The sequence below is a fragment of the Pseudomonas sp. GW823-FHT06B06 genome, from assembly GCF_058795195.1.
The window spans coordinates 49663-73133 of record NZ_JBXAHO010000001.1 but is presented as its reverse complement, the minus strand read 5'-3'; the positions used below and the strand labels follow the sequence as shown (position 1 = coordinate 73133).

At 60.6% G+C, this 23471-nt stretch carries 24 protein-coding genes; 16 read left to right on the top strand and 8 right to left on the bottom strand.

The genetic code is table 11. The annotated features are described in order from the left end of the window. Nucleotides 1-2 precede the first annotated feature (2 nt). Nucleotides 3-1160 (bottom strand): efflux RND transporter periplasmic adaptor subunit, encoded by a 1158-nt coding sequence (locus tag AC1Q8Q_RS00380; protein ID WP_020798354.1) that lies wholly within the window; start codon nucleotides 1158-1160, stop codon nucleotides 3-5. Nucleotides 1161-1427: 267 nt separating this feature from the next. Here AC1Q8Q_RS00380 and emhR point away from each other — a divergent pair, with 267 nt between their 5' ends. After that, a complete protein-coding gene (emhR, locus tag AC1Q8Q_RS00375; protein WP_020798355.1) occupies nucleotides 1428-2060 on the top strand; it encodes an efflux system transcriptional repressor EmhR in 633 nt (210 codons plus the stop codon). Between the two features lie 224 nt (nucleotides 2061-2284). Here the strand turns inward: emhR and AC1Q8Q_RS00370 are convergent, their stop codons facing one another. The 4 genes from AC1Q8Q_RS00370 to AC1Q8Q_RS00355 all read right to left on the bottom strand — a co-directional run bounded on the left by AC1Q8Q_RS00370 (nucleotide 2285) and on the right by AC1Q8Q_RS00355 (nucleotide 5728). Then, a complete protein-coding gene (locus AC1Q8Q_RS00370; protein ID WP_492614732.1) occupies nucleotides 2285-2944 on the bottom strand; it encodes a hypothetical protein in 660 nt (219 codons plus the stop codon). 208 nt (nucleotides 2945-3152) lie between these two features. After that, complete coding sequence (locus tag AC1Q8Q_RS00365) at nucleotides 3153-4202, bottom strand: alkene reductase (protein WP_033042955.1); 1050 nt, start codon at nucleotides 4200-4202, stop codon at nucleotides 3153-3155. 21 nt (nucleotides 4203-4223) lie between these two features. Beyond that, on the bottom strand, nucleotides 4224-5390 hold the full coding sequence (locus AC1Q8Q_RS00360) for an MFS transporter (RefSeq protein WP_020798359.1): 1167 nt from the start codon (nucleotides 5388-5390) through the stop codon (nucleotides 4224-4226). A gap of 35 nt (nucleotides 5391-5425) precedes the next feature. Beyond that, nucleotides 5426-5728 (bottom strand): ArsR/SmtB family transcription factor, encoded by a 303-nt coding sequence (locus tag AC1Q8Q_RS00355; protein ID WP_008056907.1) that lies wholly within the window; start codon nucleotides 5726-5728, stop codon nucleotides 5426-5428. A gap of 171 nt (nucleotides 5729-5899) precedes the next feature. Here AC1Q8Q_RS00355 and AC1Q8Q_RS00350 point away from each other — a divergent pair, with 171 nt between their 5' ends. Beyond that, the gene (locus AC1Q8Q_RS00350) at nucleotides 5900-6478 is read left to right on the top strand and encodes an acyl carrier protein phosphodiesterase (protein ID WP_020798360.1); all 579 of its coding nucleotides are present in this window, start codon (nucleotides 5900-5902) and stop codon (nucleotides 6476-6478) included. Between the two features lie 108 nt (nucleotides 6479-6586). On the opposite strand, the gene AC1Q8Q_RS00345 is transcribed toward AC1Q8Q_RS00350, so the two are convergent. Together AC1Q8Q_RS00345 and olsB are read right to left on the bottom strand one after the other, a co-directional pair. Continuing rightward, on the bottom strand, nucleotides 6587-7378 hold the full coding sequence (locus tag AC1Q8Q_RS00345) for a lysophospholipid acyltransferase family protein (protein ID WP_020798361.1): 792 nt from the start codon (nucleotides 7376-7378) through the stop codon (nucleotides 6587-6589). Next, nucleotides 7378-8133 carry an L-ornithine N(alpha)-acyltransferase gene (gene olsB, locus AC1Q8Q_RS00340; RefSeq protein WP_020798362.1) on the bottom strand — a complete coding sequence of 252 codons (756 nt, stop codon included), beginning with the start codon at nucleotides 8131-8133 and terminating at the stop codon, nucleotides 7378-7380. The genes AC1Q8Q_RS00345 and olsB overlap by 1 nt, the downstream gene beginning before the upstream one ends. A gap of 155 nt (nucleotides 8134-8288) precedes the next feature. Between olsB and AC1Q8Q_RS00335 the strand changes: the two genes are divergently transcribed. From AC1Q8Q_RS00335 to AC1Q8Q_RS00295, 9 genes are all read left to right on the top strand, one after another. Beyond that, on the top strand, nucleotides 8289-9176 hold the full coding sequence (locus AC1Q8Q_RS00335) for an acyl-CoA dehydrogenase family protein (RefSeq protein ID WP_492614731.1): 888 nt from the start codon (nucleotides 8289-8291) through the stop codon (nucleotides 9174-9176). 172 nt (nucleotides 9177-9348) lie between these two features. Next, entirely contained in the window at nucleotides 9349-10443 is a 1095-nt protein-coding gene (locus AC1Q8Q_RS00330) for a serine hydrolase domain-containing protein (RefSeq protein WP_492614730.1), read from the top strand. Beyond that, a complete protein-coding gene (locus tag AC1Q8Q_RS00325; RefSeq protein WP_020798365.1) occupies nucleotides 10440-10763 on the top strand; it encodes a hypothetical protein in 324 nt (107 codons plus the stop codon). The genes AC1Q8Q_RS00330 and AC1Q8Q_RS00325 overlap by 4 nt, the downstream gene beginning before the upstream one ends. Before the next feature lie 284 nt (nucleotides 10764-11047). Further along, nucleotides 11048-12223 (top strand): M20 aminoacylase family protein, encoded by a 1176-nt coding sequence (locus AC1Q8Q_RS00320; RefSeq protein WP_020798366.1) that lies wholly within the window; start codon nucleotides 11048-11050, stop codon nucleotides 12221-12223. A gap of 81 nt (nucleotides 12224-12304) precedes the next feature. Continuing rightward, the gene (locus AC1Q8Q_RS00315; RefSeq protein ID WP_492614729.1) at nucleotides 12305-13615 is read left to right on the top strand and encodes a citrate-proton symporter; all 1311 of its coding nucleotides are present in this window, start codon (nucleotides 12305-12307) and stop codon (nucleotides 13613-13615) included. 2 nt (nucleotides 13616-13617) lie between these two features. Beyond that, nucleotides 13618-15060 carry an amidase gene (locus AC1Q8Q_RS00310; RefSeq protein WP_492614728.1) on the top strand — a complete coding sequence of 481 codons (1443 nt, stop codon included), beginning with the start codon at nucleotides 13618-13620 and terminating at the stop codon, nucleotides 15058-15060. 87 nt (nucleotides 15061-15147) lie between these two features. Next, nucleotides 15148-15918, top strand: a complete 771-nt coding sequence (locus AC1Q8Q_RS00305) for an IclR family transcriptional regulator (RefSeq protein WP_020798369.1) — start codon at nucleotides 15148-15150, stop codon at nucleotides 15916-15918. 177 nt (nucleotides 15919-16095) lie between these two features. Then, nucleotides 16096-16686: a YceI family protein gene (locus AC1Q8Q_RS00300; RefSeq protein ID WP_020798370.1), complete on the top strand. Its 591-nt coding sequence runs from the start codon at nucleotides 16096-16098 to the stop codon at nucleotides 16684-16686. 1 nt (nucleotide 16687) lies between these two features. Beyond that, a complete protein-coding gene (locus AC1Q8Q_RS00295; RefSeq protein WP_020798371.1) occupies nucleotides 16688-17845 on the top strand; it encodes a phospholipase D-like domain-containing protein in 1158 nt (385 codons plus the stop codon). A 119-nt stretch (nucleotides 17846-17964) separates the two neighbouring features. Here the strand turns inward: AC1Q8Q_RS00295 and bglX are convergent, their stop codons facing one another. After that, the gene (gene bglX / locus AC1Q8Q_RS00290; protein WP_020798372.1) at nucleotides 17965-20256 is read right to left on the bottom strand and encodes a beta-glucosidase BglX; all 2292 of its coding nucleotides are present in this window, start codon (nucleotides 20254-20256) and stop codon (nucleotides 17965-17967) included. A 247-nt stretch (nucleotides 20257-20503) separates the two neighbouring features. Between bglX and AC1Q8Q_RS00285 the strand changes: the two genes are divergently transcribed. The 5 genes from AC1Q8Q_RS00285 to AC1Q8Q_RS00265 all read left to right on the top strand — a co-directional run bounded on the left by AC1Q8Q_RS00285 (nucleotide 20504) and on the right by AC1Q8Q_RS00265 (nucleotide 23426). Further along, on the top strand, nucleotides 20504-21109 hold the full coding sequence (locus AC1Q8Q_RS00285) for a LemA family protein (protein ID WP_020798373.1): 606 nt from the start codon (nucleotides 20504-20506) through the stop codon (nucleotides 21107-21109). A 122-nt stretch (nucleotides 21110-21231) separates the two neighbouring features. Further along, the gene (locus tag AC1Q8Q_RS00280) at nucleotides 21232-21984 is read left to right on the top strand and encodes a TPM domain-containing protein (RefSeq protein WP_083348372.1); all 753 of its coding nucleotides are present in this window, start codon (nucleotides 21232-21234) and stop codon (nucleotides 21982-21984) included. 43 nt (nucleotides 21985-22027) lie between these two features. Beyond that, complete coding sequence (locus AC1Q8Q_RS00275; RefSeq protein ID WP_083348373.1) at nucleotides 22028-22645, top strand: TPM domain-containing protein; 618 nt, start codon at nucleotides 22028-22030, stop codon at nucleotides 22643-22645. Between the two features lie 135 nt (nucleotides 22646-22780). Then, on the top strand, nucleotides 22781-23083 hold the full coding sequence (locus AC1Q8Q_RS00270) for a helix-turn-helix domain-containing protein (RefSeq protein WP_033044472.1): 303 nt from the start codon (nucleotides 22781-22783) through the stop codon (nucleotides 23081-23083). Next, complete coding sequence (locus AC1Q8Q_RS00265) at nucleotides 23070-23426, top strand: putative holin (RefSeq protein ID WP_020798376.1); 357 nt, start codon at nucleotides 23070-23072, stop codon at nucleotides 23424-23426. Before AC1Q8Q_RS00270 ends, AC1Q8Q_RS00265 begins: the two co-directional genes overlap by 14 nt. Nucleotides 23427-23471 lie beyond the last annotated feature (45 nt).

The window sequence follows — 23471 nt, the reverse complement described above, 5'->3', positions numbered from 1 at the left end:
GATTACTCCCCTTGGCCGCTGGAAGCCTGCTCAGCTGGCTTGGCGGGGGCCGGGTTTTTTGTGCCGACGTTGGTGGCGTCAGTGGGCTTGACTTCGATGCCCGGCTTGACGAATTGCAGGCCTTCGGTGATCAGGCGATCGCCGGCCTTCAGGCCGTCTTCGATCAGCCATTGGTTGCCGACGGTGCGGTTAGCCTTGAGCTGACGCAGTTCGACCTTGTTGTCGGGACCTACGACCAGCGCGGTCGGCATGCCTTTGAGGTCGCGGGTGACGCCTTGTTGCGGCGCCAGGATCGCGGCGCTGTTCACGCCTGCCTGCAACTGGGCGTGCACGAACATGCCCGGCAGAAGGGTGTGGTCAGGGTTCGGGAACACGGCGCGCAGGGTCACAGAGCCGGTGGTCTGGTCAACCGAGACCTCGGAGAACTCCAGCTTGCCGTCGAGCTTGTACTGGCTGCCATCCTCGAGGGTCAGTTTGACTTTCGCGGCGTTGTCGCCGGCTTTTTGCAGACGACCGCTTTCCAGTTCGCGGCGCAGCGTAAGCAGCTCGACCGAAGACTGGGTGACGTCGACGTAGATCGGGTCCAGCTGTTGGATCACCGCCATCGCTTCGGCCTGGCCGTTGCTGACCAGTGCACCTTCGGTGACCGACGAGCGACCGATCCGACCGGTCAACGGCGCATAGACCTTGGTGTAGCGCACGTTGATCTGGGCCGTTTGCAGTGCGGCTTCCGATTGCAGGCGATTGGCCACGGCGGTGTCGTATTCCTGGCGGCTCACGGCCTGTTCGTCGACCAGTTGCTTGTAGCGGTCAGAGATCGACTTGGTCGAACGCAAGTTGGCTTCGGCGCTTTTGAGCGTAGCGTCATAAACCGATGGATCGATCTGATACAGCTGCTGACCGGCCTTGACGTCGCCGCCTTCCTTGAAAAGACGCTTGAGAATGATGCCGTTGACCTGTGGGCGCACTTCGGCAATGCGGAATGCACTGGTGCGACCCGGCAGATCGGACGTCAACGTAAACGTTTGCGTCTGCAGAGTGACGACGCCGACCTGAGGCGGTGGTGCGGCCGGAGGGGCCTCTTCTTTTTTACATCCGCTGAGCAGCGATGCCAGGGCGACGGCGGCGACCAGAGCGGTAACAGCTGGCTTGAATTGCATGAAAATCCTCGGGTCAGGCGCGAAACAAACGCACAAGAAAAAATTGAAGGTTAAAAAGTGGGGGCCGAGTGGATAAGTAGCATGCTAAGGAATATACTTACGTTCATGGCTGTTTGTAAATACCTTGGTCACGTACCCAATCCGTTACAAACGCCGTCGCAAGGTTCGAATTGTAGGCCCGGGGACGATACCCAAGAGCACTCGCCCCGCTTTTATTCAGCTGATATCCAGACATCGCTGAAGCATCCTGATTGAGGTTGTACTGCCATGGTCCGTCGTACCAAAGAGGAAGCTCAAGAAACCCGCAGCCAGATAATTGAGGCGGCAGAAAAAGCCTTTTTTGAAAGGGGCGTGGCGCGCACGACACTGGCGGATATCGCGACCCTGGCCGGCGTCACTCGTGGGGCTATCTACTGGCATTTCAGCAACAAGGCGGATCTGGTGCAGGCCATGCTCGACACCCTGCACGAGCCTCTGGATGAAATGGCCAAGGCCAGCGTAGACGCGGACGAACTCGACCCCTTGGGCTGCATGCGCAAGCTGTTGATTCATTTGTTTCATCAAGTTGCTTTGGACCCGAAAACCCGACGCATCAACGAAATTCTGTTTCATAAGTGCGAGTTCACCGATGAAATGTGCGACCTGCGCCTTCAGCGTGTGGCGGCCAGCCTGGACTGCAATGTACAGATCGACCTGGCCTTGAGTAACGCCGTGAATCGCGGGCAATTGCCGGAAAACCTCGACACGGCTCGCGCGGCCATCAGCCTGCATGCCTATATCGATGGCATCCTGTACCAGTGGCTGCTGGCGCCCGACAGTTTTCAACTGCACCTTGACGCAGAGCGTTGGGTTGAAACCGGGTTGGACATGCTGCGCTTGAGCCCCAGTCTGCGCAAATGAAACAATATGTAGAATTGGAGGCGAGCGCTGATCCTTCAGCGCTCGTCTGTTCGCGATGGCATGCTTTTATATACGTACGCGTGCCAGGTTGAAAGGTAGCGAGTTTCGTATTTTGTAGGGAATTTGTGTCGTGGGTAGTAAGGCAGGCTCAGACGCAGAGGTGAACACTCGCGTGACAAATGCCCTGGCTGACCACGCTTGTCGAACCGGCGGATTGGCCACCATCAGCCCAGGATGATTTCTACCTCGAAGTCGAAGGGCGCCTCATCACCCATTCGAGTGGTTGTGGTCGAGCACTTGATACTGGATGAGCCAATCGACGTGACGGTGTTTTTTACACTTGGCCTGAGCGTTGGCGTATGAACGCCAAATGACGTATTCATGATCATGCCCAGATCGAAGCGGACTCCGATATGATTATCGACGAAGTCTATAAACTGATTGAACATGATTTTGTTTTTAGGCCAGGGGTAGGCATAGCTATAGTCAAAGTCGCATTTAAATGCAGTTTGTCCTTGGGTGGGCGTCTGGAACGATTCGCGCTCTGCCTTGCTCATGGGTAAGCTGGTCTGGGCAATACCGAATGTATGAGACGTGTTATTGATGATTTTTACAATCACACGCGTATGTTTTGGACCCCTTTTCTGATTTCGCCATTGTTCGATTTTTTGATTCAGCGCGTTCGTATATTCCGCTTCTTCCAGCAAATCAATCAGCTCCACCTTGGCCTTGCCTACCAGATCGTCCAGCATGGCCTGGTATTCCTCGCTGAGCAGGTGCGGCGAAAGCTGGTAAAGAATACCGATAGAGGTAGCTTTAAAGAACGCGAACAATTGGTCGTAGGGTTGGTTAACTTCGTTGTCAGTGTTTTCACTGGTGTTCATGTCGATTCCTTTCGATAAAGTTTTGTCTTAGTTATGAGGAGTACAGCTGTCTGTGGAAAATTTATTATCTGTATTGGTGGTGCGTGCCGGAAGAGGTGGATGATGTCTGGATGTGTGTTGAATGCTTTTTTAGTGTGCTCGAAAGTTATTTTAATAAAAAAGCCCCGGCGCTTTCGAGTCGGGGCTTTTGCGTTTCAAGCTATGAAACTTACAGCGTCGGGTAGTCGATGTATCCCACCGGGCCCTTGGCGTAGAACAGCTCCGGACGAGCCTCGTTGAGCGGCGTATCCGCTTTCAGGCGCGCCGGCAAGTCCGGGTTGGCAATGAATGGCACACCGAAGGCGACTGCATCAGCCTTGCCGCTCGCCAGCCAGGCATTGGCGCTGTCCTTGGTAAAGCGTTCGTTGATGATGTACGGGCCACCGAAGGCTTCCTTGATTTGCGGTCCCAGGCTGTCGGCGCCTTCTTTTTCGCGCGAGCAGATGAAGGCGATGCCGCGTTTGCCCAGTTCGCGAGCGACGTAGGTGAAGGTTTCGGCCAGGTTGTCGTCACCCATGTCATGGGAGTCGGCGCGAGGTGCCAGGTGCACACCGACACGGCCGGCGCCCCAGACCTCGATCGCGGCATCGGTCACTTCCAGCAACAGCCGGGCACGGTTTTCCACGGAACCGCCGTATTGGTCGGTGCGCTGGTTGGTGCTGCTTTGCAGGAACTGGTCGAGCAGGTAGCCGTTGGCGCCGTGGATTTCCACGCCATCAAAACCGGCGGCCTTGGCGTTTTCGGCACCCACGCGGTAAGCGTCGACGATGTCGGCGATTTCAGCGGTTTCCAGCGCGCGGGGCGTTGGGTAATCGGCCAGCGGACGCACCAGGCTGACGTGGCCTTTAGGCTGGATGGCGCTTGGGGCGACCGGTTTTTCGCCATTCAGGTACGACTCGTGGGACACCCGGCCGACGTGCCACAGTTGCAGGAAGATCTTGCCGCCCGCGCCGTGGATCGCCTTGGTGACGTTGGTCCAGCCGCGCACCTGGTCGTTGGACCAGATGCCCGGGGTGTCCGGGTAGCCGACGCCCATCGGGGTGACCGAAGTGGCTTCGCTGAGGATCAGGCCAGCCGAAGCGCGTTGTACGTAATATTCGGCCATCAACGCGTTGGGCACACGGCCTTCGTCGGCGCGGCAGCGGGTCAGCGGGGCCATGATGATGCGGTTAGCCAGCTCGAGGTCGCCCAGTTTGATCGGATCGAAAATAGTCGTCATGAAATAGCTCTCTTGTGAAGATCAGTTGGTAACGGGGGCCAGTTCGGGGTCACCGCTCTGACGGAAAGTGATCAGGGTCGCCAGCAGGGCGAGTACCGCGAGGGCCGCTGCCGCGAGAGGCACGCTGGTCAGGCCGAAACCGTGGGCGATGACGCTGCCACCGACCCAGGCGCCCAATGCGTTGCCGACGTTGAAGGCGCCGATGTTCAGGGTCGAGACCAGGTTCGGTGCCGCCTTGCCGTAGGTCACCACGTTGACTTGCAGGGCAGGCACGGCGGCGAAACACGCGGTGGCCCAGAGGAACAGGGTGATTTCGGTCGGGATCAGCGCGACGCTGGTCCAGGTCAGTACGGTGGAGACCACGGCCATGGCGATGAAGACGCCGATCAGGGTTGCCGCCAGGCCTTTGTCCGCCAGCTTGCCACCGATGATGTTGCCGACGGTCAAACCCAGGCCGATGAGCATCAAGGTCCAGGTCACGCCACGGGGCGAGACACCGGTGACTTCGCCCAGCAGTGGCGCTACGTAAGTGAACAGGGTGAATACAGAGGCGGCGAACAGTGCCGTCATGCTCAGGGACAACCAGATACCGGCGCCTTTGAGGGCGCGCAATTCGGCGCGCATGTCGAGTTTTTCTTCATCGCGGTTGGCCGGCAGGAAGCGGATCAGGCCGATCAATGCGATTACGCCGATCACGGTCACCGCCCAGAAAGTCGAGCGCCAGCCGGCCTGTTGGCCGAGCGCGGTGCCCAGCGGTACGCCGAGGACGTTGGCCAGGGTCAGGCCGGTGAACATCAAGGCCACGGCCGAGGCGCGCTTGTTGGCGGGCACCAGGCCTGCCGCCACCACCGAACCGATGCCGAAGAACGCACCATGGCACAGGGCGGTCACCACTCGGGCAAACATCAGCACGTTGTAGTCACTGGCTACCGCGCAAAGCAGGTTGCCGACAATGAAAATGCCCATCAACGCTACCAGGGCGGCCTTGCGCGGCAGCCGGGCGGTGGCCAGTGCCATGAATGGCGCACCAATGGCCACGCCCAAGGCGTAACCGGTTACCAGCCAGCCGGCACCGGGGATCGACACACCGAGGTCGGCCGCCACATCGGGCAGCAAGCCCATGATGACGAACTCGGTGGTGCCGATGGCGAAGGCGCTTAACGCCAATATGAGTAGCGAGAGGGGCATGGGTGGATTCCTTGTCGGCTGGCTGACGTAAAGGGTCAGAGCTCTTTGCTGAAGACTTTGAGGAACTCCTGGATGGTTTCCTCGTTACGTTTGAAAAAGTGCCACTGGCCGACCTTGCGGCTGCTGATCAGGCCGGCGCGTTGCAGGGTCGCCAGGTGTGCCGACACCGTGGACTGCGACAGGCCGCAACGTTGATCGATCTGCCCGGCGCAAACACCGTGCTCGTTACTGTGGGACTGGTCGGGGAATTCGACGGTCGGGTCTTTGAGCCAGTGCAGGATGTCTCGCCGTACTGGGTGCGCCAGGGCTTTTATTATTTCGTCGAGGTCAAGGTTCATGGTCGGGGGCTCGTGATTAGTAAAACGCTATATCGCGATGAAGCGAACTTTAAATCGGTATTTCGCGATATACCAATATGATTTCGATCTGATGACCGAGTAAATCGATATATCGGGTTATAACGATACGAGGATTGTATAGGGTCAAGGGCACAGTGCTAAGCTGCGCCCATGAACTATCTCGCACATCTTCACCTCGGTGGCCATCGTCCCGGTCAATTGCTCGGCAGTCTCTATGGCGATTTCGTCAAGGGACGGCTGCAGGGGCAGTTCGATCCGGAAATCGAAACGGCCATCCAGCTGCATCGCAGCATCGACGTATTTACCGATCGCCATCCGCTGGTGGATGTCGCGTTGTCGAGGTTTTCCCTGACGCGCCGGCGTTATGCCGGAATCGTGCTTGATGTATTTTTTGATCATTGCCTGGCCCGGGACTGGACGCTGTACGCGGATCAGCCGCTGGAACTGTTCACCTCGGACGTGTACCGGGTGTTGTCTGCCCAACCTGAACTGCCGGATCGCCTGGCGACAATCGCGCCGCACATGGTGGCCCATGACTGGTTGGGGTCTTATCGGGAATTCGAAGTGCTGGAGCAGGTATTGCGGGGGATTTCTCGACGCTTGACCCGACCGGAGGAACTGGCGGCGGCGATGCAGGAGTTGCGCGTGTTGTATGAGCCGTTGAGCGAGGATTTCCGGTTGTTCTATCCGCAGCTGCAGGATTTTGCCCAAAACCAGCCAACACCATAAAGCTATTGTGGGAGCGGGCTTGCTCGCGAATGCGGTGTGTCAGCCGGCATAGATGTCCACTGACACACCGTATTCGCGAGCAAGCCCGCTCCCACAGGAGATCTATGTTTATGCCGCGATAGCGGGTCGCATCGGTGCTTGCCGGGGTTCCGGAATGGCCCCAAACAATGCCTTCTGCACCGCCTGCTGCGCTTCGAACGCCAGCGCAGCACGTTCGCGGCCTTCGCATGGGATCGGCTTGAGCAGATGAATCTCCACCGCGCCGCGGTCGTTGGCAAACAAGCGCATCAGGTGCGACAGCAAATCATCATCGCCAATGAACGGTGCCAGTGTGTCGGGTTCACCGTTGCGCACATAACGAATCGCCACCGGTTGCAGTTTCACCTCGGAGTCGATCGCCGCCGACAGAAGGCGACCGTGAAAGGTGCGCAGCGAACGGCCATCGGTAGTCGTGCCTTCCGGGAACATCAGCAGCGGATGTGCCTGTTGCAGGTGGCGCGTCATCTGTTTGCGGATCAACTGGCTGTCACCCGAACCGCGACGGATAAACAGGCTGCCGGCCTTGGCCGCCAACCAGCCCGCCACCGGCCAGGTGCGCACTTCGGCCTTGGACAGGAACGACAGCGGCGTGAGCATTCCCAACAGCGGGATGTCGGTCCAGGACACGTGGTTGCTGACCCAGAGCATTGGCGTCTTGGGCAACTCACCGTGCAGGGTCACGTCGAAGGGCAAGGAGTTGCTCAGGCGTGCCATGAAAAACCGCGACCAGCGCTGGCGGCGTTCCATCGAGTGAGCCAGCCCCAGGCGTTCGAACATACCGAATACGCTGGCCATGCTCAGGCCGAGCGCGACCACCAGAAGCACCCGGGCGATTCGCGCGTACACGCGCAAGCGACTCATCAGACAGCCGCCTTGAAGTGTTTGGCGTAACGCGGGCAGAGTTCGTCGCGCTTGAGCAGGATGAACACATCGGCCACCTGGAAATCTTCGTCCCAGCACGGCTCGCCGCAGATCTTCGCGCCCAGGCGCATGTAGGCCTTGAGCAGTGGCGGCATTTCGGCGATCACGTTCGAGGGAATGTCCAGGGTGGGCAGCGGCTTTTTCGGTTCCGCCCGCAAGTGTTCGGTGCACAGGTAGCGTTCACGCAGGCGCTGCATGATTGCGTGGGCCTGGATCCCGCCGTCCTGCATCGGAATGCTTGCGCAACCCATCAAGTAACTGTATCCGCCCTGGTTCAGGACTTCGGCCAGTTCGCCCCAGAGCACGGCGATGGTACCGCCATTGCGGTAGGCCGGGTCGACGCAGGTGCGACCGATTTCCAGGATCGGGCCTTTGAGGTGAACGAGCCCGTGCAGGCTGAATTCTTCTTCGCTGTAGAATTTGCCCAGGCTGCTGGCGGCGGTATGGTCGAGCAGCCGGGTGGTCGCCACCAGGCGCCCGGTGTTCAGGTCACGCACGCCGATGTGAACGCAGTGAACATCATAGTCGTCCATGTCCAGACCCAATTCCGCGCCCTTGAGCTTGGCGTTGAACTCGCCGCTGAACACGTTGAAGCGAAGGGCCTGGGCTTCCTGCAAAGCCTCGGCACCGACCAGGCGTTCGGCTTGCAGGCGGCGTTCGTTGCCGGTGTCGCTGATGCGTGCGATCTGAGTCATGGCGAATCTCCGTGCGGGCTGCTCACCCGTCTTGGGGTTACAGCGAATCGACTTTCTTTATCCAGCCGTGTTGTGCAAAGTCAGGCTATGTAGCCCCGGTGTCATCGCCGTTAAGCTTTGGTGATGCTTGTATGACAGCCCACAAGGAGCCTCTTATGCCCTGGCAAACCCTGTTGAACCGCCACGCTCGCTTGCCCGCCAATCCGGATCTGGGCGAGGGGTTCGCAACGTTGTTGCAGCAGCTGGGTAACGTCGCCCCGTTTGAACTGGCCGTGGTCGGTGCACGCTTGATGGCGACGCCGGGGCTGGCATTCCTGGTGGGCTATCAGGCGGCGTTGCGCATGCTGTGGCCGAGCGCGCCGTTGAGCCTTGGCGCACTGTGCGCGACCGAGCAACGCAGCCTGCGGGTGGCTGACATGCAAACCCGTCTGCACGATTTGCGCTTGAGCGGACGCAAGGATTTCGTCACTGCAGGCGATGCCGCCGACTGGCTGCTGATTGCCGCCCGCAGCGAACAGCAAGGCGAAGCTCCGCGCCTGAGCCTGGCGGTGGTCTACCCCGATGAACCGGGCGTGCGGGTGGAAAAACTGCCGCCGATTCCGTTGATGCCGGACATCAGCCATGGCCGGCTATTTCTCGACAATGCATTGTGCGAATTGCTCGCGGGGGATGGCTGGGATGCGTACGTCAAGCCATTCCGGACCCTGGAAGACATCTATGTCTTGAGTGCCATGACCGCCTGGCTGTACGGCGTTGGCCAGGACAGTGACTGGTCGCAAGCCTTGCAGTTGCGCTTGCTGGCGCTGCTGGCCGGGTGTGCGGAGGTCAGTCGACATCCCCCCGTCAGTCCGGCGGGGCATGTGTTGCTCGGTGGTCTGTTTGCGCAGTTCGAGGGGCTCAAGGGTGAGATCAACGCAGCGCTGGCCGAGGGCCCGCCACAGTGGGCGGCGATGTGGCAGCGCGATCAGGCGGTACTGGATCTGGCGGCCGGGGCCAGGGGCAAGCGGTTGGCCAAGGCACTATCCGGATCTTCGCTGAATTGACTGACGCCTTCGCGAGCAAGCCCGCTCCCACATTTGATCGCAATCATTCTGGGAACCCGGTTAAATGTGGGAGCGGGCTTGCTCGCGAAGGCGGTCGCAGTAACAACACAAATCCCGGAACTGTCATCAACCTCGACTAGGCTCAGCAGGTTCATCGCCACGAGCCCCCGCCATGCCCAAAGGCCTGTTCCTGTTTTTCATGCTGTTGCTCAGTCTCCCGGCCCACGCTGAAGACTGGCCCACTGAGCAATGGCCCACAGGGCCAGCCATCACCGGTCCGGCGCTTCAAGCACTAGAGGCATATGCCTTCCCACCCCGCGACGACACCACCCGCCGAGGCATTCGCAGCGACGCCTTGCTCGTCATCCGCGACGGCCAGTTGATCTACGAACGCTACGCCGGCCCGACCAATGCCCAGACGCCGCATCTCACTTGGTCCATCAGCAAAAGCCTGATGGCCACGGTCCTCGGCGTAGCTTATGGCGATGGCCGGTTCAGGCTCGAGGACCCGGTGGCCAAATTTTACCCGCCATTGGCAAAACACCCGGACCTGACCATGGCCGACCTGCTGCACTGGGCCTCCGGCATCGACTGGCAGGAAGACTACGAATACGCACCGTTGAAGTCGTCGGTGGTGGCCATGCTCTACACCCGTGGTCACTCGGACATGGCTGCCTTCACGGCCGATCACCACTCGTACGCAGCAGCGGGGCAGGCGTTTCGCTATTCCAGTGGCGACACCAATCTACTGTCCGCCGCGCTGAAAAACATCGTCGGTGCAGAGCGCTACCCGAACTATCCGTGGAGTGCGTTGTTCGAGCCATTGGGCATTCGTAGCGCGGTTTGGGAAACCGACGCTACGGGAACGTTCGTCGCCTCGTCCTATGCCTACCTCACCGCTCGGGATCTGGCTCGCATCGGTCTGTTGATGGCGCGAGACGGTCGCTGGGGCGATAAACAACTGCTACCCAAAGACTGGGTTGTTTTCAATCGCGAGCCCTTCATTGGCTATCGCGCCAATCAGGATGAGGCGGTTCCCGGCGGCCACTGGTGGCTCAATCGTGCAACAGGCGGTGGCGCCCGACCCTGGCCCGATGCACCTGCCGACACCTTCGCTGCGCTGGGCCACTGGGGGCAGGCGATGTACGTGATTCCTGGCGCGAACCTGGTGATCGTCCGCTACGGCGATGATCGCGACGGCAGCTACCGGCACAATGAATTGCTCAGGCTTGCGCTCAAGGCGTTTGCCGGGAGTGAGCAGCCATGAGCAGCTTCATTCGTCGCCGTCCTTTCAGTGCGCTGCTGCTGGTCCTGTTGCTCGCCTTGGTAGGCTGGGTCTGGCATGAGCGAGTGGCGCTGATGGCGTTCCCCGACATCATCAGTGCATACACTGCGAAAGAATATTGCTCATGCCGCTACGTGATGGGTAACGACACCGAGTATTGCCTCAGCTATGTAAAGCAGTGGTTGCCCACCAGCGGTTTTTACGATGACGCCCCCAACAAGCGCATCACCGTCAGCGGCATGGGGCGCACTAATCGTGCAGCCTGGATCGGTGAACGCCAGGGCTGCCGCTTGAACCCCTGACGCCACACACAACACCCGTGGGAGCGAGCCTGCTCGCGAAAGCGTCGGCAGACTCAACGCAAGCAGTGGGACTGGTAGAGCATTCGCGAGCAGGCTCGCTCCCACAGGGTATTGGGCGAATTTCAATTGATCGGCCACCCAGGTTCCATCCAGTGGAACCACATTCGATTGTCCTCGCGCGCGACTCGCGGTTATCTGGTGGCGAACGCGACCTGCCGTTGATACGTCGCGCAATCACAGCGAACAAAAAGAACGGGAATACACCCGGCCCGAGGACATTCGACATGACCCGACATCAGCACATCCTTGCCTGGCTCAACGACGTCGCCAGCGACCTGCATGCCACCCGACAGGATATCCACGCCCATCCGGAACTCGGTTTCGAGGAAAGTCGCACCTCGGCGCTGGTCGCCAGGTCTCTCGAAGAGTGGGGCTACGAGGTTCACACAGGTATCGGCAAGACCGGCGTAGTCGGCGTCCTGCGCAACGGCAGCAGCCCGCGCAAGTTGGGGATACGGGCCGACATGGATGCACTGCCGATCATCGAGAACACCGGGGCGGCCTACAGCAGCCGGCATCAGGGCTGCATGCATGCCTGTGGACACGATGGACACACCGCGATGTTGTTGGGCGCGGCGCGCTATCTGGCGGCGACTCGCCAGTTCGATGGCACGCTGACCCTGATATTCCAGCCAGCCGAAGAAGGCCAGGGCGGCGCCGAAGCGATGCTCGCCGATGGCCTGCTCGAACGTTTCCCTTGCGACGCACTGTTCGGCATGCACAACATGCCGGGCTTGCCAGCGGGGCACCTGGGGTTTCGCGAAGGGCCGATGATGGCTTCGCAGGATTTGCTCACCGTGACCCTCGAAGGCGTCGGCGGGCACGGCTCAATGCCGCATCTGGCGGTCGACCCATTGGTGGCGGCGGCCAGCGTGGTCATGGCCCTGCAAACCGTGGTCGCGCGCAACATCGATGCGCAGCAGGCGGCGGTGGTGACGGTCGGTGCATTGCAAGCCGGGGAGGCGGCCAACGTCATCCCCCAGCAGGCGATCCTGCGCCTGAGCCTGCGCGCGCTGAACGCCCAGGTGCGTGAGCAGACCCTCGACCGAGTGCGCGCGATCATCCAATCCCAGGCGCAAAGCTTCGGTTGCAGTTCGAAAATCGAACACCGTCCGGCTTACCCGGTACTGGTCAACCACGCCGCCGAAACCGAATTCGCCCGGCAAGTCGGCGTCGAGCTGGTCGGTACCGATGCCGTCGATGGCAACACCCCAAAACTGATGGGCAGCGAGGACTTCGCCTGGATGCTGCAACGCTGCCCCGGCGCCTACCTGTTCATCGGCAACGGCGTGTCGCGGCCGATGGTGCACAACCCCGCCTACGACTTCAACGACGACATCCTGCTGACCGGGGCTGCGTATTGGGGCGCGCTGACCGAGAGCTGGCTCAAGCCGGCCTGACCCTTTCACTTTCTACTGCCGCTGGACCGGGCGCGTCGAGTCGCGCCCGGCATCACCCAACAGGTTATTGGAGAGTTCCCCATGCACACTTCGAGCACAGGTGTTTCGCGCACCCGGCAGGTGGTCGCTGCCGTGATCGGCAACGCGCTGGAATGGTATGACTTCATTGTTTACGGCTTTCTGGCGAGCATCATTGCCCGACAGTTTTTTCCGTCCGAAGACGAATATGCGTCGTTACTGATGGCCCTGGCGACGTTCGGCGTCGGGTTTTTCATGCGCCCCGTGGGCGGCATCCTGCTAGGCATGTATTCGGACCGCAAAGGCCGCAAGGCGGCGATGCAGATGATTATCCGCTTGATGACCGTGTCGATCGCGCTGATCGCCTTCGCGCCGAACTACGCCGCTATCGGCATGGGCGCCCCGTTGTTGATCGTAGTGGCGCGGATGCTCCAGGGTTTTGCCACCGGCGGCGAATACGCCAGTGCCACGGCGTTCCTGGTGGAAAGCGCGCCAGCGCACCGCAAGGGGTTGTACGGTTCGTGGCAGTTGGTGGGGCAATGCCTGGCGGTGTTTTCCGGGGCAGGGATGGTGGCGTTGTTCACCCATCTGCTGACCCCCGAAGCCCTGGACAGCTGGGGCTGGAGGGTTCCGTTCATGATCGGTCTGTTGATCGGCCCGGTCGGCCTGTGGATTCGCAAGCACATGGAGGAACCGGAAGAATTCCTCGAGGCACGCAAACAAGCCAAAGGCGCGAGCCCGGGTTTGCTGCAAGTGATCCGCGAACATCGCCGCGCCATCCTGGTGTCGATGGGCCTGGCGTGCGGCGCGACGGTGTCGTTCTACGTGGTGCTGGTGAACATGCCGACCTTCGCCCACAAAAACCTCGGTTTGCCGCTGGATCAGGTGCTGCTGGTGCAAATGCTCGCGGTGGCGTTGATGACCGTGGTGATTCCGCTGTCTGGCGCATTGTCGGACCGTCTTGGTCGCCGTCCGGTGTTGATGGCTTTCACCCTGGCATTTTTCCTGATGGTGTATCCGCTGTACGTGTGGGTCGCGGCGGCGCCCTCGGTGGAGCGCTTGCTGGTGATGCAACTGTTGTTGTGCAGTTCAATTGGCGGCTTCTTTGGTCCGGCACCGACGGCGCTGGCCGAGCAGTTTCCGATTGAAGTGCGCTCCACTGGCGTGTCGGTGGCTTATAACGTTGCGGTCATGGTGTTCGGCGGTTTTGCTCCGCTGATCGTCACCTGGCTGAGCAAGGTGTTGGCGACACCGGTGGCGCCTTCGTTCTACGTGTTGTTCGCTTGCGTGCTGACGCTGTTGGGCACTTACTGCATGCAGGAAGCACCACGGGCAAAGCGATCCGTTGCACTTAACCTTGGGGTGAAACCTTGAGCATGAATCCGATTGTTGAAATGGACGCCGATGCGTTGTCCCAGGCCATCCACGCTCGCGAGGTGTCCTGCCGTGAAGTGATGCAGGCCTATCTGGCGCAGATCGAGCGCTTCAATCCGCAGGTCAATGCGCTGGTGTCGCTGCGACCTGCCGAGGAGCTGCTGGCAGAGGCCGACGCCTGCGACCGACAACTGGACCAGGGCCAGTCCCGGGGCTGGATGCACGGTATGCCGCAAGCGGTGAAGGACCTGGCGGCCACCGCCGGGTTGCGCACGAGCATGGGATCAACGCTGTTCGCCGAACACATTCCACAGCACGACGCCATCAGTGTGGCGCGGGTTCGTGATTGCGGCGCGATCATCATCGGCAAGTCCAACGTGCCGGAATTCGGCCTCGGCTCGCAGACCTACAACAGCGTGTTCGGTACCACCACCAATGCCTACGACCCGACGTTGATTGCCGGTGGCAGCAGCGGCGGGGCGGCGGTGGCGCTGGCGTTGCGCATGCTGCCGGTAGCCGACGGCAGTGACATGATGGGCTCGCTGCGCAACCCGGCGGCGTTCAATAACGTGTTTGGTTTGCGTCCGTCCCAGGGCCGCGTGCCGCATGGCCCGCAGCCGGAGGTGTTTGTCCAGCAACTGGCCACCGAGGGGCCGATGGGCCGCACCGTCACCGATGTCGCGCGTTTGCTCGGGACCCAGGCCGGGTACGACCCTCGCGTGCCATTGTCATTGACTCAGTGCCCGCAGGTTTTCCATCAGTCGCTTGCGCGAGACTTCGGCGAGGTCCGCGTGGGTTGGCTGGGCGACTACAACGGTTATCTGCCGATGGAGCCTGGCGTAATGAGCCTGTGCGAGTCGGCGCTGCAGGACTTTGCAAGCCTGGGCTGCAAGGTCGAAGCCTGTCAGCCGGATTTCTCCATGGAACGCCTGTGGCAGACTTGGTTGGTGCACCGTCACTGGCTGGTGCACGGCAGTCTCGGCGCGTTGTATGCCGACTCGCGCAAGCGCGAACAACTCAAGCCCGAAGCCCAGTGGGAAATCGAGGGTGGCCTGCGCCTGATTGCGGCCGATGTCTATCAAGCCTCGGTCAGCCGCAGCGAGTGGTATCGCGCCTTGAACGAATTGTTCGAACGTTACGATTTCCTGCTGCTGCCCACCGCCCAAGTGTTCCCTTTTGATGCACAAACCCCTTGGCCGCGGGTGGTCGGCGGGCAAGATATGGACACCTATCACCGCTGGATGGAAGTGGTGATAGGTCCGACCCTGGCAGGTTTGCCAAGCATGAACGTGCCGGTGGGATTCAACCCGGCCGGACTGCCGATGGGCCTGCAAATCATTGGCCCGGCCCAGGCTGACCTTGCGGTTTTGCAGCTGGCTTACGCCCATGAGCAGCTAACGCAATGGGTTACGCGTCGGCCACCCGGTTGTCTGCAAACTGCGTAGAACCTTCGGGCAGGCCCGCATCTTGCTGTGCTTTTTAATAAAAAGAGAGCAGCGATCATCCGATCCGGGCTTAGGGATATCGAATCCATGGAAAACAAGGCAGAAACCGGCAGCGTACGTTCCGTCGAGCGCGCTTTGGCGATCGTCGAGCTGCTGGGTGAGCATCAGGCATTGGGCCTGGAGGAGTTGCACTATTTGACCCGCCTGCCCAAGGCCACGGTGTCGCGCATGTTGCTGACGTTGCAGGAGCAGGGCTGGATCTATCGCGGCTTGAGCGACCGGCGCTACCGTTTGTGTGCCAAGCGCCTGTTCGGTGACAGTCGGCAACGCTTCAAGCGGCGGCTGGTGGAAAGCGCCGCGCCGCTGTTGCTGGAGTTATGCGAACGCACCGGCTTGGTGGCGGACCTGTCGTGCTTCGATGGCGAACGGGTGGAGGTGATGGAAAGTGCGATCCCCTCGGTGCTGCGCAAACGCTATCCGAACAACTGCCAGATCGTCGGCCAGCATGCCAGCCTGTTTCATTCGGCCATGGGACGGGCCTGCCTCGGTGAACTGGAACGTCATGAGGTAGAGCGCCTGGCCGAGCGTGAACGGGTGAGCGACGAATCTCTGTTCAGCGCCACCGAACAGGCATTGCAGCAAGGTTTCGGCCAGCGCACCGAAGGCTACTGGGAATACCCGGTGCGCCTGCCCTTCCTGATTCGTGCGGTGGCCTTGCCGATTCACACCGATGGTCGGCTGGTCGGCAGCATGGCGTTGCACTGGCCGATGGACCAGGCGCCGGTGGAGCGGGTGTTGAGCCTGCACCTCAATAGCCTGGCGGCCACGATTGGCGATGTGCAGCAGGCGATGGCTTGATTGACGCCTAACCTGTAGGAGCGAGCCTGCTCGCGATGGTCGTTAACGATAACGCGGGGTTGCAGGATAAACGTGGTGCTCTTGAGTCCATCGCGAGCATGCTCGCTCCTACAAGTTTGCAATTGGCTCGTGGGCAGTTAAGGTTCAGCACAGGTTTATCTGCCCCCACGAGTTTTTATGTTCAAGCGGTCTGTCACCCAAACCCTCGCCTGCCTGCTATTGGCCGGCGCTTCGCTGTCGGCCCAGGCTAACTGGTATCTGGACGGCGAATCCTCGCGGCTGTCGTTCGTCAGCACCAAAAACGCCAATGTTTCCGAAGTGCAGCGCTTTTTGGTGTTACACGGCAAAGTCGATCCCAACGGCAAGGCCGAGGTAGAAGTCGAGCTCGAATCGGTCAACAGCGGCATTCCCCTGCGCGACGAACGCATGCGCAAGGAGCTGTTCGAAATCCAGACCTTTGCCGAAGCGCTGATCACCACGCAAATCGATCTGCGGCCGATCAACGATCTCGCGCCCGGTGCGCAACTGGAATTGCGCCTGCCGCTGACCGTTGACTTGCACGGCAAGCAACACACCTACAACGCCGAACTGCTGGCTACCCGGCTCGATGACCGGCGTTTCCAGGTGGTGACGCTGGAGCCGGTGGTGATCAATGCCCAGGACTTCGATCTGGCGCCGGGCCTGGAAGCGCTGCGCAAGGTTGCCGACCTGTCAGCCATCAGTCTGTCGGTGCCGGTGGGTGCGGTACTGATCTTCACGGCGCGTTGACATGGCCGGCCCGATCTTTCCCTGGCGTGAAGGCAATCGCTTCGAGTTGCTGGTCGATGGCCCGCAATTCTTCCCACGCATGCTGGTGGCGATTGCCCGCGCCGAAGAACAGGTCGAGCTGGAACTGTACCTGGTGGAGGCGGGCGCTTGCGCCGAAGCCATGGTCCAGGCACTGGTCCAGGCCGCCGAACGCGGTGTGCGGGTGCGCTGCCTGTTCGATGATTACGGCAGCCTCGCCTTTACCCTGACCCTGCGCCATCGACTCATGGCCGCCGGCGTCGAACTGCGCTTCTACAATCGCTTGAGCTGGCGGCGCTGGGTTGGCAATTTCTACCGCGATCACCGCAAGCTGCTGCTGGTGGACCAGAGCATGGCCGTGGTCGGCGGTACCGGTGTAACCGACGAGTTCTGGACGCCAAACGAGGACGTCAGCGAGTGGCACGAGGTGATGGTGGAAATAACCGGCCCGCTGGTGCTCGACTGGCAATTGCTGTTCGATCGCCAATGGATCGCCAACCGCCATCGTCGCGCCTGGCGACCGGCCTCGCATTTCGGTCTTCCGCGCTTGCCCCGTGTGCCGGCCATGGGCGAGGGCATGGGCCGGGTCGCCTATGCCGACGCCCGCCAGCACCGAGACATCCTGCAATCGCTGATTCGTGCATTGAACAGCGGGCAGAAGCGGATCTGGCTGGCGACCCCGTATTTCCTGCCGACCTGGAAAGTCCGCCGTTCACTGCGCCGCGCGGCCTCCCGCGGGGTCGATGTGCGGCTGCTGTTGACCGGGCCACGCACCGATCACCCGTCGGTGCGGTACGCCGGGCATCGCTACTACCCGCGACTGCTCAAGTCCGGGGTGAAGATTTTCGAGTACCAGCCGTGTTTCCTGCATCTGAAAATGGTCCTGATCGATGACTGGGTGAGCATCGGCTCGTGCAATTTCGACCACTGGAATTTGCGTTTCAACCTGGAAGCCAATCTTGAAGCGCTGGACCCTGGATTGACCCGTGACGTGGTGGCGAGCTTTGTGAAGGACTTCTCGCTAAGCCAGGAAGTCAGCCTGGAGGCATGGCAACGCCGACCGCTGTGGAAGCGGATCAAGCAGCGGGCTTGGGGGTGGGTGGACCGGCTGGTGGTGAATCTGCTGGATCGACGGGGGTAGATCCCGATCGTTCCCACGCTCTGCGTGGGAATGCAGCCCGTGACGCTCCGCGTCACTGGACGCGGAGCGTCCCTTGAGGCATTCCCACGCAGAGCGTGGGAACGATCAGTACACGGGGGTTAGAGCAATTCGAAGCTCTGCTGCGTCACGTCCTGGGAGTCCAGGCCGATCTGCACGTTGAACTTGCCCGGCTCCGCTGCGTACTTGAGCTGGGTGTTGTAAAACTTCAGGTCATCCTCGGTGATGGTGAAGTGCACGACTTTCTGTTCACCGGCCTTGAGCATGACTTTCTGGAAGTTCTTCAGCTCCTTGATCGGGCGGATCATCGAACCGGTCTCGTCCTGGATATACAGCTGCACCACGGTTTCGCCGTCACGCTTGCCGGTGTTTTTCACCGTGATGCTGGCGTCGAGCTTGCCGGTCTTGTTCAGGGTGGTCGACGACAGCGCCATATCCGACAGGCTGAAATCGGTGTAGCTCAGGCCGTAGCCGAACGGGTAAAGGGGCCCGGTGGTGTCATCGAAATATTGCGAGGTGTAATTGCCCGGTTTGCCCGGGGTGAACGGCCGGCCAATGGTCAGGTGGTTGTAGTAGGTCGGAATCTGGCCTACCGAGCGCGGGATGGTGATCGGCAGTTTGCCCGACGGGTTGTAGTCGCCGAACAACACGTCGGCGATGGCGTTGCCGCCCTCGGTGCCGCTGAACCAGGTTTCCAGGATCGCGTCAGCCTGTTCCTTCTCTTCAAGAATCGACAGCGGGCGGCCGTTCATCAGCACCAGCACCAGTGGTTTGCCGGTGGCCTTCAGGGCACGGATCAGCTCGCGCTGATTTTCCGGGATGTTCAGGTCGGTGCGGCTCGACGATTCGTGGGACATGCCACGGGACTCGCCGACGGCGGCAACGACAACATCGGCATCCTTGGCGGCTTTCACCGCTTCGTCGATCAGCACATTGGTCGGACGCGGGTCATCCACCACTTCCGGCGCGTCAAAGTTCAGGAAGTTCAGGTAGCCGAGGATTTTCGGATCGCTGGTGATGTTGGCGCCACGGGCGTAGATCAGTGTCGATTTATCACCCAGGGCGTTAGTCATGCCGTCGAACAGGGTCACCGATTGCGCAGGGCGACCGGCGGCGGCCCAACTGCCCATCATGTCGATCGGCGCCTTGGCGAGCGGGCCGACCAGGGCGATTTTCGCAGTTTTCTTCAGCGGCAGGGTTTCGTTCTGGTTCTTCAGCAACACCAGGCTGCGACGGGCCACATCTCGGGCCTCGGCACGGTGCAGACGGCTGTCGGCGTAGGTGTCGGCCGGATCGTCCTCGGCCTTGCCGATGCGCAGGTACGGGTCCTTGAACAGGCCCATGTCGTACTTGGCGTCCAGCACCGCACGCACGGCGTTGTCGATGTCGCTCTGCTGGATCTCGCCGGCCTTGAGCAGCCCCGGCAGTTCCTTGCCGTACAGGGTGTCGTTCATGCTCATGTGGATGCCGGCCTTGATCGCCAGCTTCGCCGCCTCACGACCATCGCGAGCGACACCATGCTTGATCAGCTCGAAAATCGCGCCGTGGTCGCTGACCGCCAGGCCCTTGAAGCCCCATTCCTTGCGCAACAGGTCGTTCATCAGCCAGGTGTTGGCGGTGGCCGGCACGCCATTGACCGAGTTCAGCGCGACCATGACCCCGCCAGCGCCGGCGTCAATCGCGGCGCGGTAAGGCGGCAAGTAATCCTGGTACATCTTGACCGGGCTCATGTCGACCACGTTGTAGTCGCGACCGCCTTCGACTGCGCCATACAGGGCGAAGTGCTTGACGCTGGCCATGATGCTGTCGGCGGCGTTCGCGCCCGTGCCCTGGAACGCCTTGACCATCACCCCGGCAATGCGTGACACCAGGTAAGTGTCCTCGCCGAAGCCCTCGGAAGTACGGCCCCAGCGCGGGTCGCGGGAGATGTCGACCATGGGCGCGAAGGTGATGTCGAGGCTATCGGCCGCGGCTTCCTTGGCGGCAATGCGCCCGGACAGGCCGATGGCGTCCATGTCCCAGCTCGAGGCCAGGGCCAGCGGGATCGGGAAAATGGTGCGGTGGCCGTGGATCACGTCGTAGGCGAAGAACATCGGGATCTTCAGGCGGCTGCGCATGGCCGCGTCCTGCATCGGACGGTTTTCCGGGCGGGTGATCGAGTTGAACGTACCGCCGATGTTGCCTGCCGCGATTTCCTTGCGAATCAACTCCCGGGGCATTTCCGGGCCGATGCTGATCAGGCGCAACTGGCCGATTTTTTCATCGAGGGTCATCTGCTTCATCAGGTTACTGACGAAAGCGTCCTTGTTCTCCAGGGGTGCGGGCGTCGTGGCGGCCAGTGCGTCATGACTGGCCAGGCTGACGAACAGGCCCAGCAAACACAGCTTCTTCATGAATAGTTTTCTCAAGGGCCCAAGCGGCGATGTAAATGCCGGCCAGCCAAAATTTAGGGAGCGACTATTGTTGTTCGGGGGCAGCCTGGAAAAGCGGCAGCCGAATACCCGATGCGTTTTTTGCGCAGGGCATCTTTTAGCCCATTGCCCGGATGCAAACCAGTGGCGCGGCCGATTATGCCCCAAGAGCCGGCCGAGAGGGTCGCCGGTTGTTTTTTCCATGAAATATGAAGGGAGTACCACCCTGATGAATGTTCGACAGTCCTACCGGTCGAGGCTGCAGGTCGCCACCTTGCTCATGCTGGCCACGTTGCTGACCGCCTGCGGCATCAACAACATACCGACCCTCGATGAACAGGCCAAGGCGGCCTGGGGCCAGGTGCAGAACCAGTATCAGCGCCGTGCCGACCTGATTCCCAACCTGGTGGAAACCGTGAAGGGCTACGCCGCGCATGAGAAGGAAACCCTGACGGCCGTGATCGAAGCCAGGGCCAAGGCCACCTCGATCCAGGTCGATGCCTCCACACTCGACAACCCGGAAAAGCTCAAGCAGTACCAACAGGCCCAGGATCAACTCAGCGGCGCCTTGAGCCGCCTGATGGTGGTGTCTGAGCGCTATCCGGACCTGAAGGCCAACCAGAACTTCCTGGCCTTGCAATCGCAGCTTGAAGGCACCGAGAACCGGATCAGCGTGGCCCGGCGCGATTTCATCCTGGCGGTGCAGAAATACAACACCGAGATCCGCACGTTCCCCGGTCGCCTGTGGCACAGCGTGCTGTACAGCAGTCTGCCGGAACGCGAGACCTTCGAGGCCACGCCGGGGTCGGAAAAGCCGCCGGAAGTCAAATTCTGATCTGGATGAATAACCCTGTAGGAGCTGCCGCAGGCTGCGATCTTTTGACTTTGCTTCTCAAGATCAAGATCAAAAGATCGCAGCCTGCGGCAGCTCCTACGGTTGGATCGATGAGGTTGCCAATGCGAGCGTTGAAGATCGGCCTGGTGCTATTGCTATGGGTGTTTGCCCTGGCGGTCCAGGCCCAATTGAAGTTCCCGGAGCTGACCGGGCGGGTGGTCGACAACGCCGAGATGATCGAGCCTTCGGTGCGCGAGCAGTTGACGCAACAGCTTCAGGCCCATGAAAAAGCCACCGGTGAGCAGCTTGTGGTCGTGACTTTGCCGGACTTGCAGGGCACCGACATCGCCGACTTCGGCTATCAACTGGGCCGTTACTGGGGGATCGGCCAGAAAGACAAGAACAACGGCGCACTGCTGATTGTTGCCCGTGATGAGCGCAAACTGCGCATCGAAGTCGGTTATGGCCTGGAAGATCGCCTGACGGACGCCCAGAGTTCGGTGATCATCCATCAGGTCATCACCCCGGCGTTCAAGGCCGGCAATTACAGCAAAGGCATCAGCGACGGGGTGGCAGCGATGCTGGTGGTACTGGGCGGCAATCCCCTGGACGAACCCTCGACTGTGTACGAGTCCAGCGGCGATCCGGGCGATGATTTCATGTCGCGGCATCCGGGGCTGTTCGTATTCCTGGTGTTGTTGTTCATCCTGACAGTATTCGTTTTCCAAATGCTCGGTATCCTTCCGGCCGGTCGCGGCGGCTCCGGTGGTTCCGGTGGCGGTTTTGGTGGCGGCGGTTTCGGCGGCGGTGGCGGTGGAGGCTTCAGTGGTGGAGGGGGCAGTTTCGGTGGCGGCGGTTCGTCGGGCGGCTGGTGATGACACAGCAAAAAAAAACAATAGCGAGCAGGCATTTAACGACATGGCATTACTGACTGAACACGAACAACGCAAGGTCGCCGAGGCGATTGCCCGGGTCGAGCGCGATACCGACGCCGAACTGGTCACCGTACTCGCGGCCCGCGCCGACGATTATGTGTACATCCCGCTGCTCTGGGCCAGCCTGCTGGCACTGGTGCTGCCGGGGATCGTGCATTACCTGAGCGGTTGGCTGACCTTGCACAGCCTGCTGCTGGTGCAATGGATCACCTTCATCGTGCTGTGCCTGGTATTGCGCATACCGAAAATCACCACGTACCTGGTTCCACGTTCGGTGCGTCACTGGCGCGCCTCGAACCTGGCGCGCCGGCAATTCCTGGAACAGAACCTGCACCACACGGCGGGCAGTACCGGAATCCTGATTTTTGTCTCTGAAGCCGAGCGCTATGTGGAAATCCTGGTGGATGAAGGTATTTCCAGTCGGCTGGACAACAGCCATTGGGATGCGATTGTCGCGGCGTTTACCCGGCAGGTGCGCCAGGGCCAGACGTTGCAGGGCTTTGTCACCTGCGTCGAGGCATGCGGCGAGTTGCTCAGGGTGCATGTTCCGGTGACGCATGCGCGCAACGAGCTGCCAAATCGACTGGTCGTGCTCGGCTAGGGCTGGTTATGCGAACACTTTTGTAATGCTTGCCGGTACAACTGCGGCAAGTTGTTTGGCTACTGTTCAGTCTTCAACATCTCCCTCCAATAGCGAACGCCCTGTGATGGGTGTTCTGACGCAGAGGGAGTGTTTATGTCAACGTATCTACCGCTCGACTCTTTTGCCGGTGCCGCCCCCAAAGGCGGGAGAGATGTATCGCCGGTCCATCTGACAGCGAAAGAAATACAAGCCTTAATATGGTGTTACAAGGGCAAGACTTCCTGGGAGATTGCCAGGATCCAGAATTGCTCACCCACCACGATAAATTTTCACTTTTTCAACATTCGCCGAAAGTTTGCTGTCAGGTCCCGTCATGCCGCCTTGCTCAAAGCCATAGAGTCGGGAGTTATTGTCATCGACGACGTCGATGAGCGAGGTCTCCATGAACTGGACTGATTCGGCTTACAACAGCATCAGTGGGCTCCTGTTGGGGTTGGGCATCGCGACGCTGCCCGCGATTGATGGCGAAGCGCTATTTGGTGCTTCGCTTGGGGCGTGGCTGGTCACTTCCACTCGCGTTGACTTCAAGGCCTGGCAGCGTATCGGTTCCTGGGTGCTATCGGCCGGCGTCGGTTATCTATTTACCCCCGTTGCGCTGCCGCTGGCGCCTTTCCTGACTGCGGGGGTAACGGCATTTCTGTGCGCGCTGATCATTATTCCTATCAGCATCAAGGTCATGCAGTGGGTCGATGGTGCTGGCCTGGGCGAAATTATTGAGCGCTTTAAAGGGCGACGCTGATGGATGTTAATACTGCATGGTCAAGTGTCCTGGCAATATTGCCCG

What these genes read in the sequence shown, in the direction of transcription:
- AC1Q8Q_RS00380 (WP_020798354.1), bottom strand. Translation starts at nt 1,160, where the DNA reads ATGCAATTCAAGCCAGCTGTTACCGCTCTGGTCGCCGCCGTCGCCCTG.
- emhR (WP_020798355.1), top strand. Translation starts at nt 1,428, where the DNA reads ATGGTCCGTCGTACCAAAGAGGAAGCTCAAGAAACCCGCAGCCAGATA.
- AC1Q8Q_RS00370 (WP_492614732.1), bottom strand. Translation starts at nt 2,944, where the DNA reads ATGAACACCAGTGAAAACACTGACAACGAAGTTAACCAACCCTACGAC.
- AC1Q8Q_RS00365 (WP_033042955.1), bottom strand. Translation starts at nt 4,202, where the DNA reads ATGACGACTATTTTCGATCCGATCAAACTGGGCGACCTCGAGCTGGCT.
- AC1Q8Q_RS00360 (WP_020798359.1), bottom strand. Translation starts at nt 5,390, where the DNA reads ATGCCCCTCTCGCTACTCATATTGGCGTTAAGCGCCTTCGCCATCGGC.
- AC1Q8Q_RS00355 (WP_008056907.1), bottom strand. Translation starts at nt 5,728, where the DNA reads ATGAACCTTGACCTCGACGAAATAATAAAAGCCCTGGCGCACCCAGTA.
- AC1Q8Q_RS00350 (WP_020798360.1), top strand. Translation starts at nt 5,900, where the DNA reads ATGAACTATCTCGCACATCTTCACCTCGGTGGCCATCGTCCCGGTCAA.
- AC1Q8Q_RS00345 (WP_020798361.1), bottom strand. Translation starts at nt 7,378, where the DNA reads ATGAGTCGCTTGCGCGTGTACGCGCGAATCGCCCGGGTGCTTCTGGTG.
- olsB (WP_020798362.1), bottom strand. Translation starts at nt 8,133, where the DNA reads ATGACTCAGATCGCACGCATCAGCGACACCGGCAACGAACGCCGCCTG.
- AC1Q8Q_RS00335 (WP_492614731.1), top strand. Translation starts at nt 8,289, where the DNA reads ATGCCCTGGCAAACCCTGTTGAACCGCCACGCTCGCTTGCCCGCCAAT.
- AC1Q8Q_RS00330 (WP_492614730.1), top strand. Translation starts at nt 9,349, where the DNA reads ATGCCCAAAGGCCTGTTCCTGTTTTTCATGCTGTTGCTCAGTCTCCCG.
- AC1Q8Q_RS00325 (WP_020798365.1), top strand. Translation starts at nt 10,440, where the DNA reads ATGAGCAGCTTCATTCGTCGCCGTCCTTTCAGTGCGCTGCTGCTGGTC.
- AC1Q8Q_RS00320 (WP_020798366.1), top strand. Translation starts at nt 11,048, where the DNA reads ATGACCCGACATCAGCACATCCTTGCCTGGCTCAACGACGTCGCCAGC.
- AC1Q8Q_RS00315 (WP_492614729.1), top strand. Translation starts at nt 12,305, where the DNA reads ATGCACACTTCGAGCACAGGTGTTTCGCGCACCCGGCAGGTGGTCGCT.
- AC1Q8Q_RS00310 (WP_492614728.1), top strand. Translation starts at nt 13,618, where the DNA reads ATGAATCCGATTGTTGAAATGGACGCCGATGCGTTGTCCCAGGCCATC.
- AC1Q8Q_RS00305 (WP_020798369.1), top strand. Translation starts at nt 15,148, where the DNA reads ATGGAAAACAAGGCAGAAACCGGCAGCGTACGTTCCGTCGAGCGCGCT.
- AC1Q8Q_RS00300 (WP_020798370.1), top strand. Translation starts at nt 16,096, where the DNA reads ATGTTCAAGCGGTCTGTCACCCAAACCCTCGCCTGCCTGCTATTGGCC.
- AC1Q8Q_RS00295 (WP_020798371.1), top strand. Translation starts at nt 16,688, where the DNA reads ATGGCCGGCCCGATCTTTCCCTGGCGTGAAGGCAATCGCTTCGAGTTG.
- bglX (WP_020798372.1), bottom strand. Translation starts at nt 20,256, where the DNA reads ATGAAGAAGCTGTGTTTGCTGGGCCTGTTCGTCAGCCTGGCCAGTCAT.
- AC1Q8Q_RS00285 (WP_020798373.1), top strand. Translation starts at nt 20,504, where the DNA reads ATGAATGTTCGACAGTCCTACCGGTCGAGGCTGCAGGTCGCCACCTTG.
- AC1Q8Q_RS00280 (WP_083348372.1), top strand. Translation starts at nt 21,232, where the DNA reads ATGCGAGCGTTGAAGATCGGCCTGGTGCTATTGCTATGGGTGTTTGCC.
- AC1Q8Q_RS00275 (WP_083348373.1), top strand. Translation starts at nt 22,028, where the DNA reads ATGGCATTACTGACTGAACACGAACAACGCAAGGTCGCCGAGGCGATT.
- AC1Q8Q_RS00270 (WP_033044472.1), top strand. Translation starts at nt 22,781, where the DNA reads ATGTCAACGTATCTACCGCTCGACTCTTTTGCCGGTGCCGCCCCCAAA.
- AC1Q8Q_RS00265 (WP_020798376.1), top strand. Translation starts at nt 23,070, where the DNA reads ATGAACTGGACTGATTCGGCTTACAACAGCATCAGTGGGCTCCTGTTG.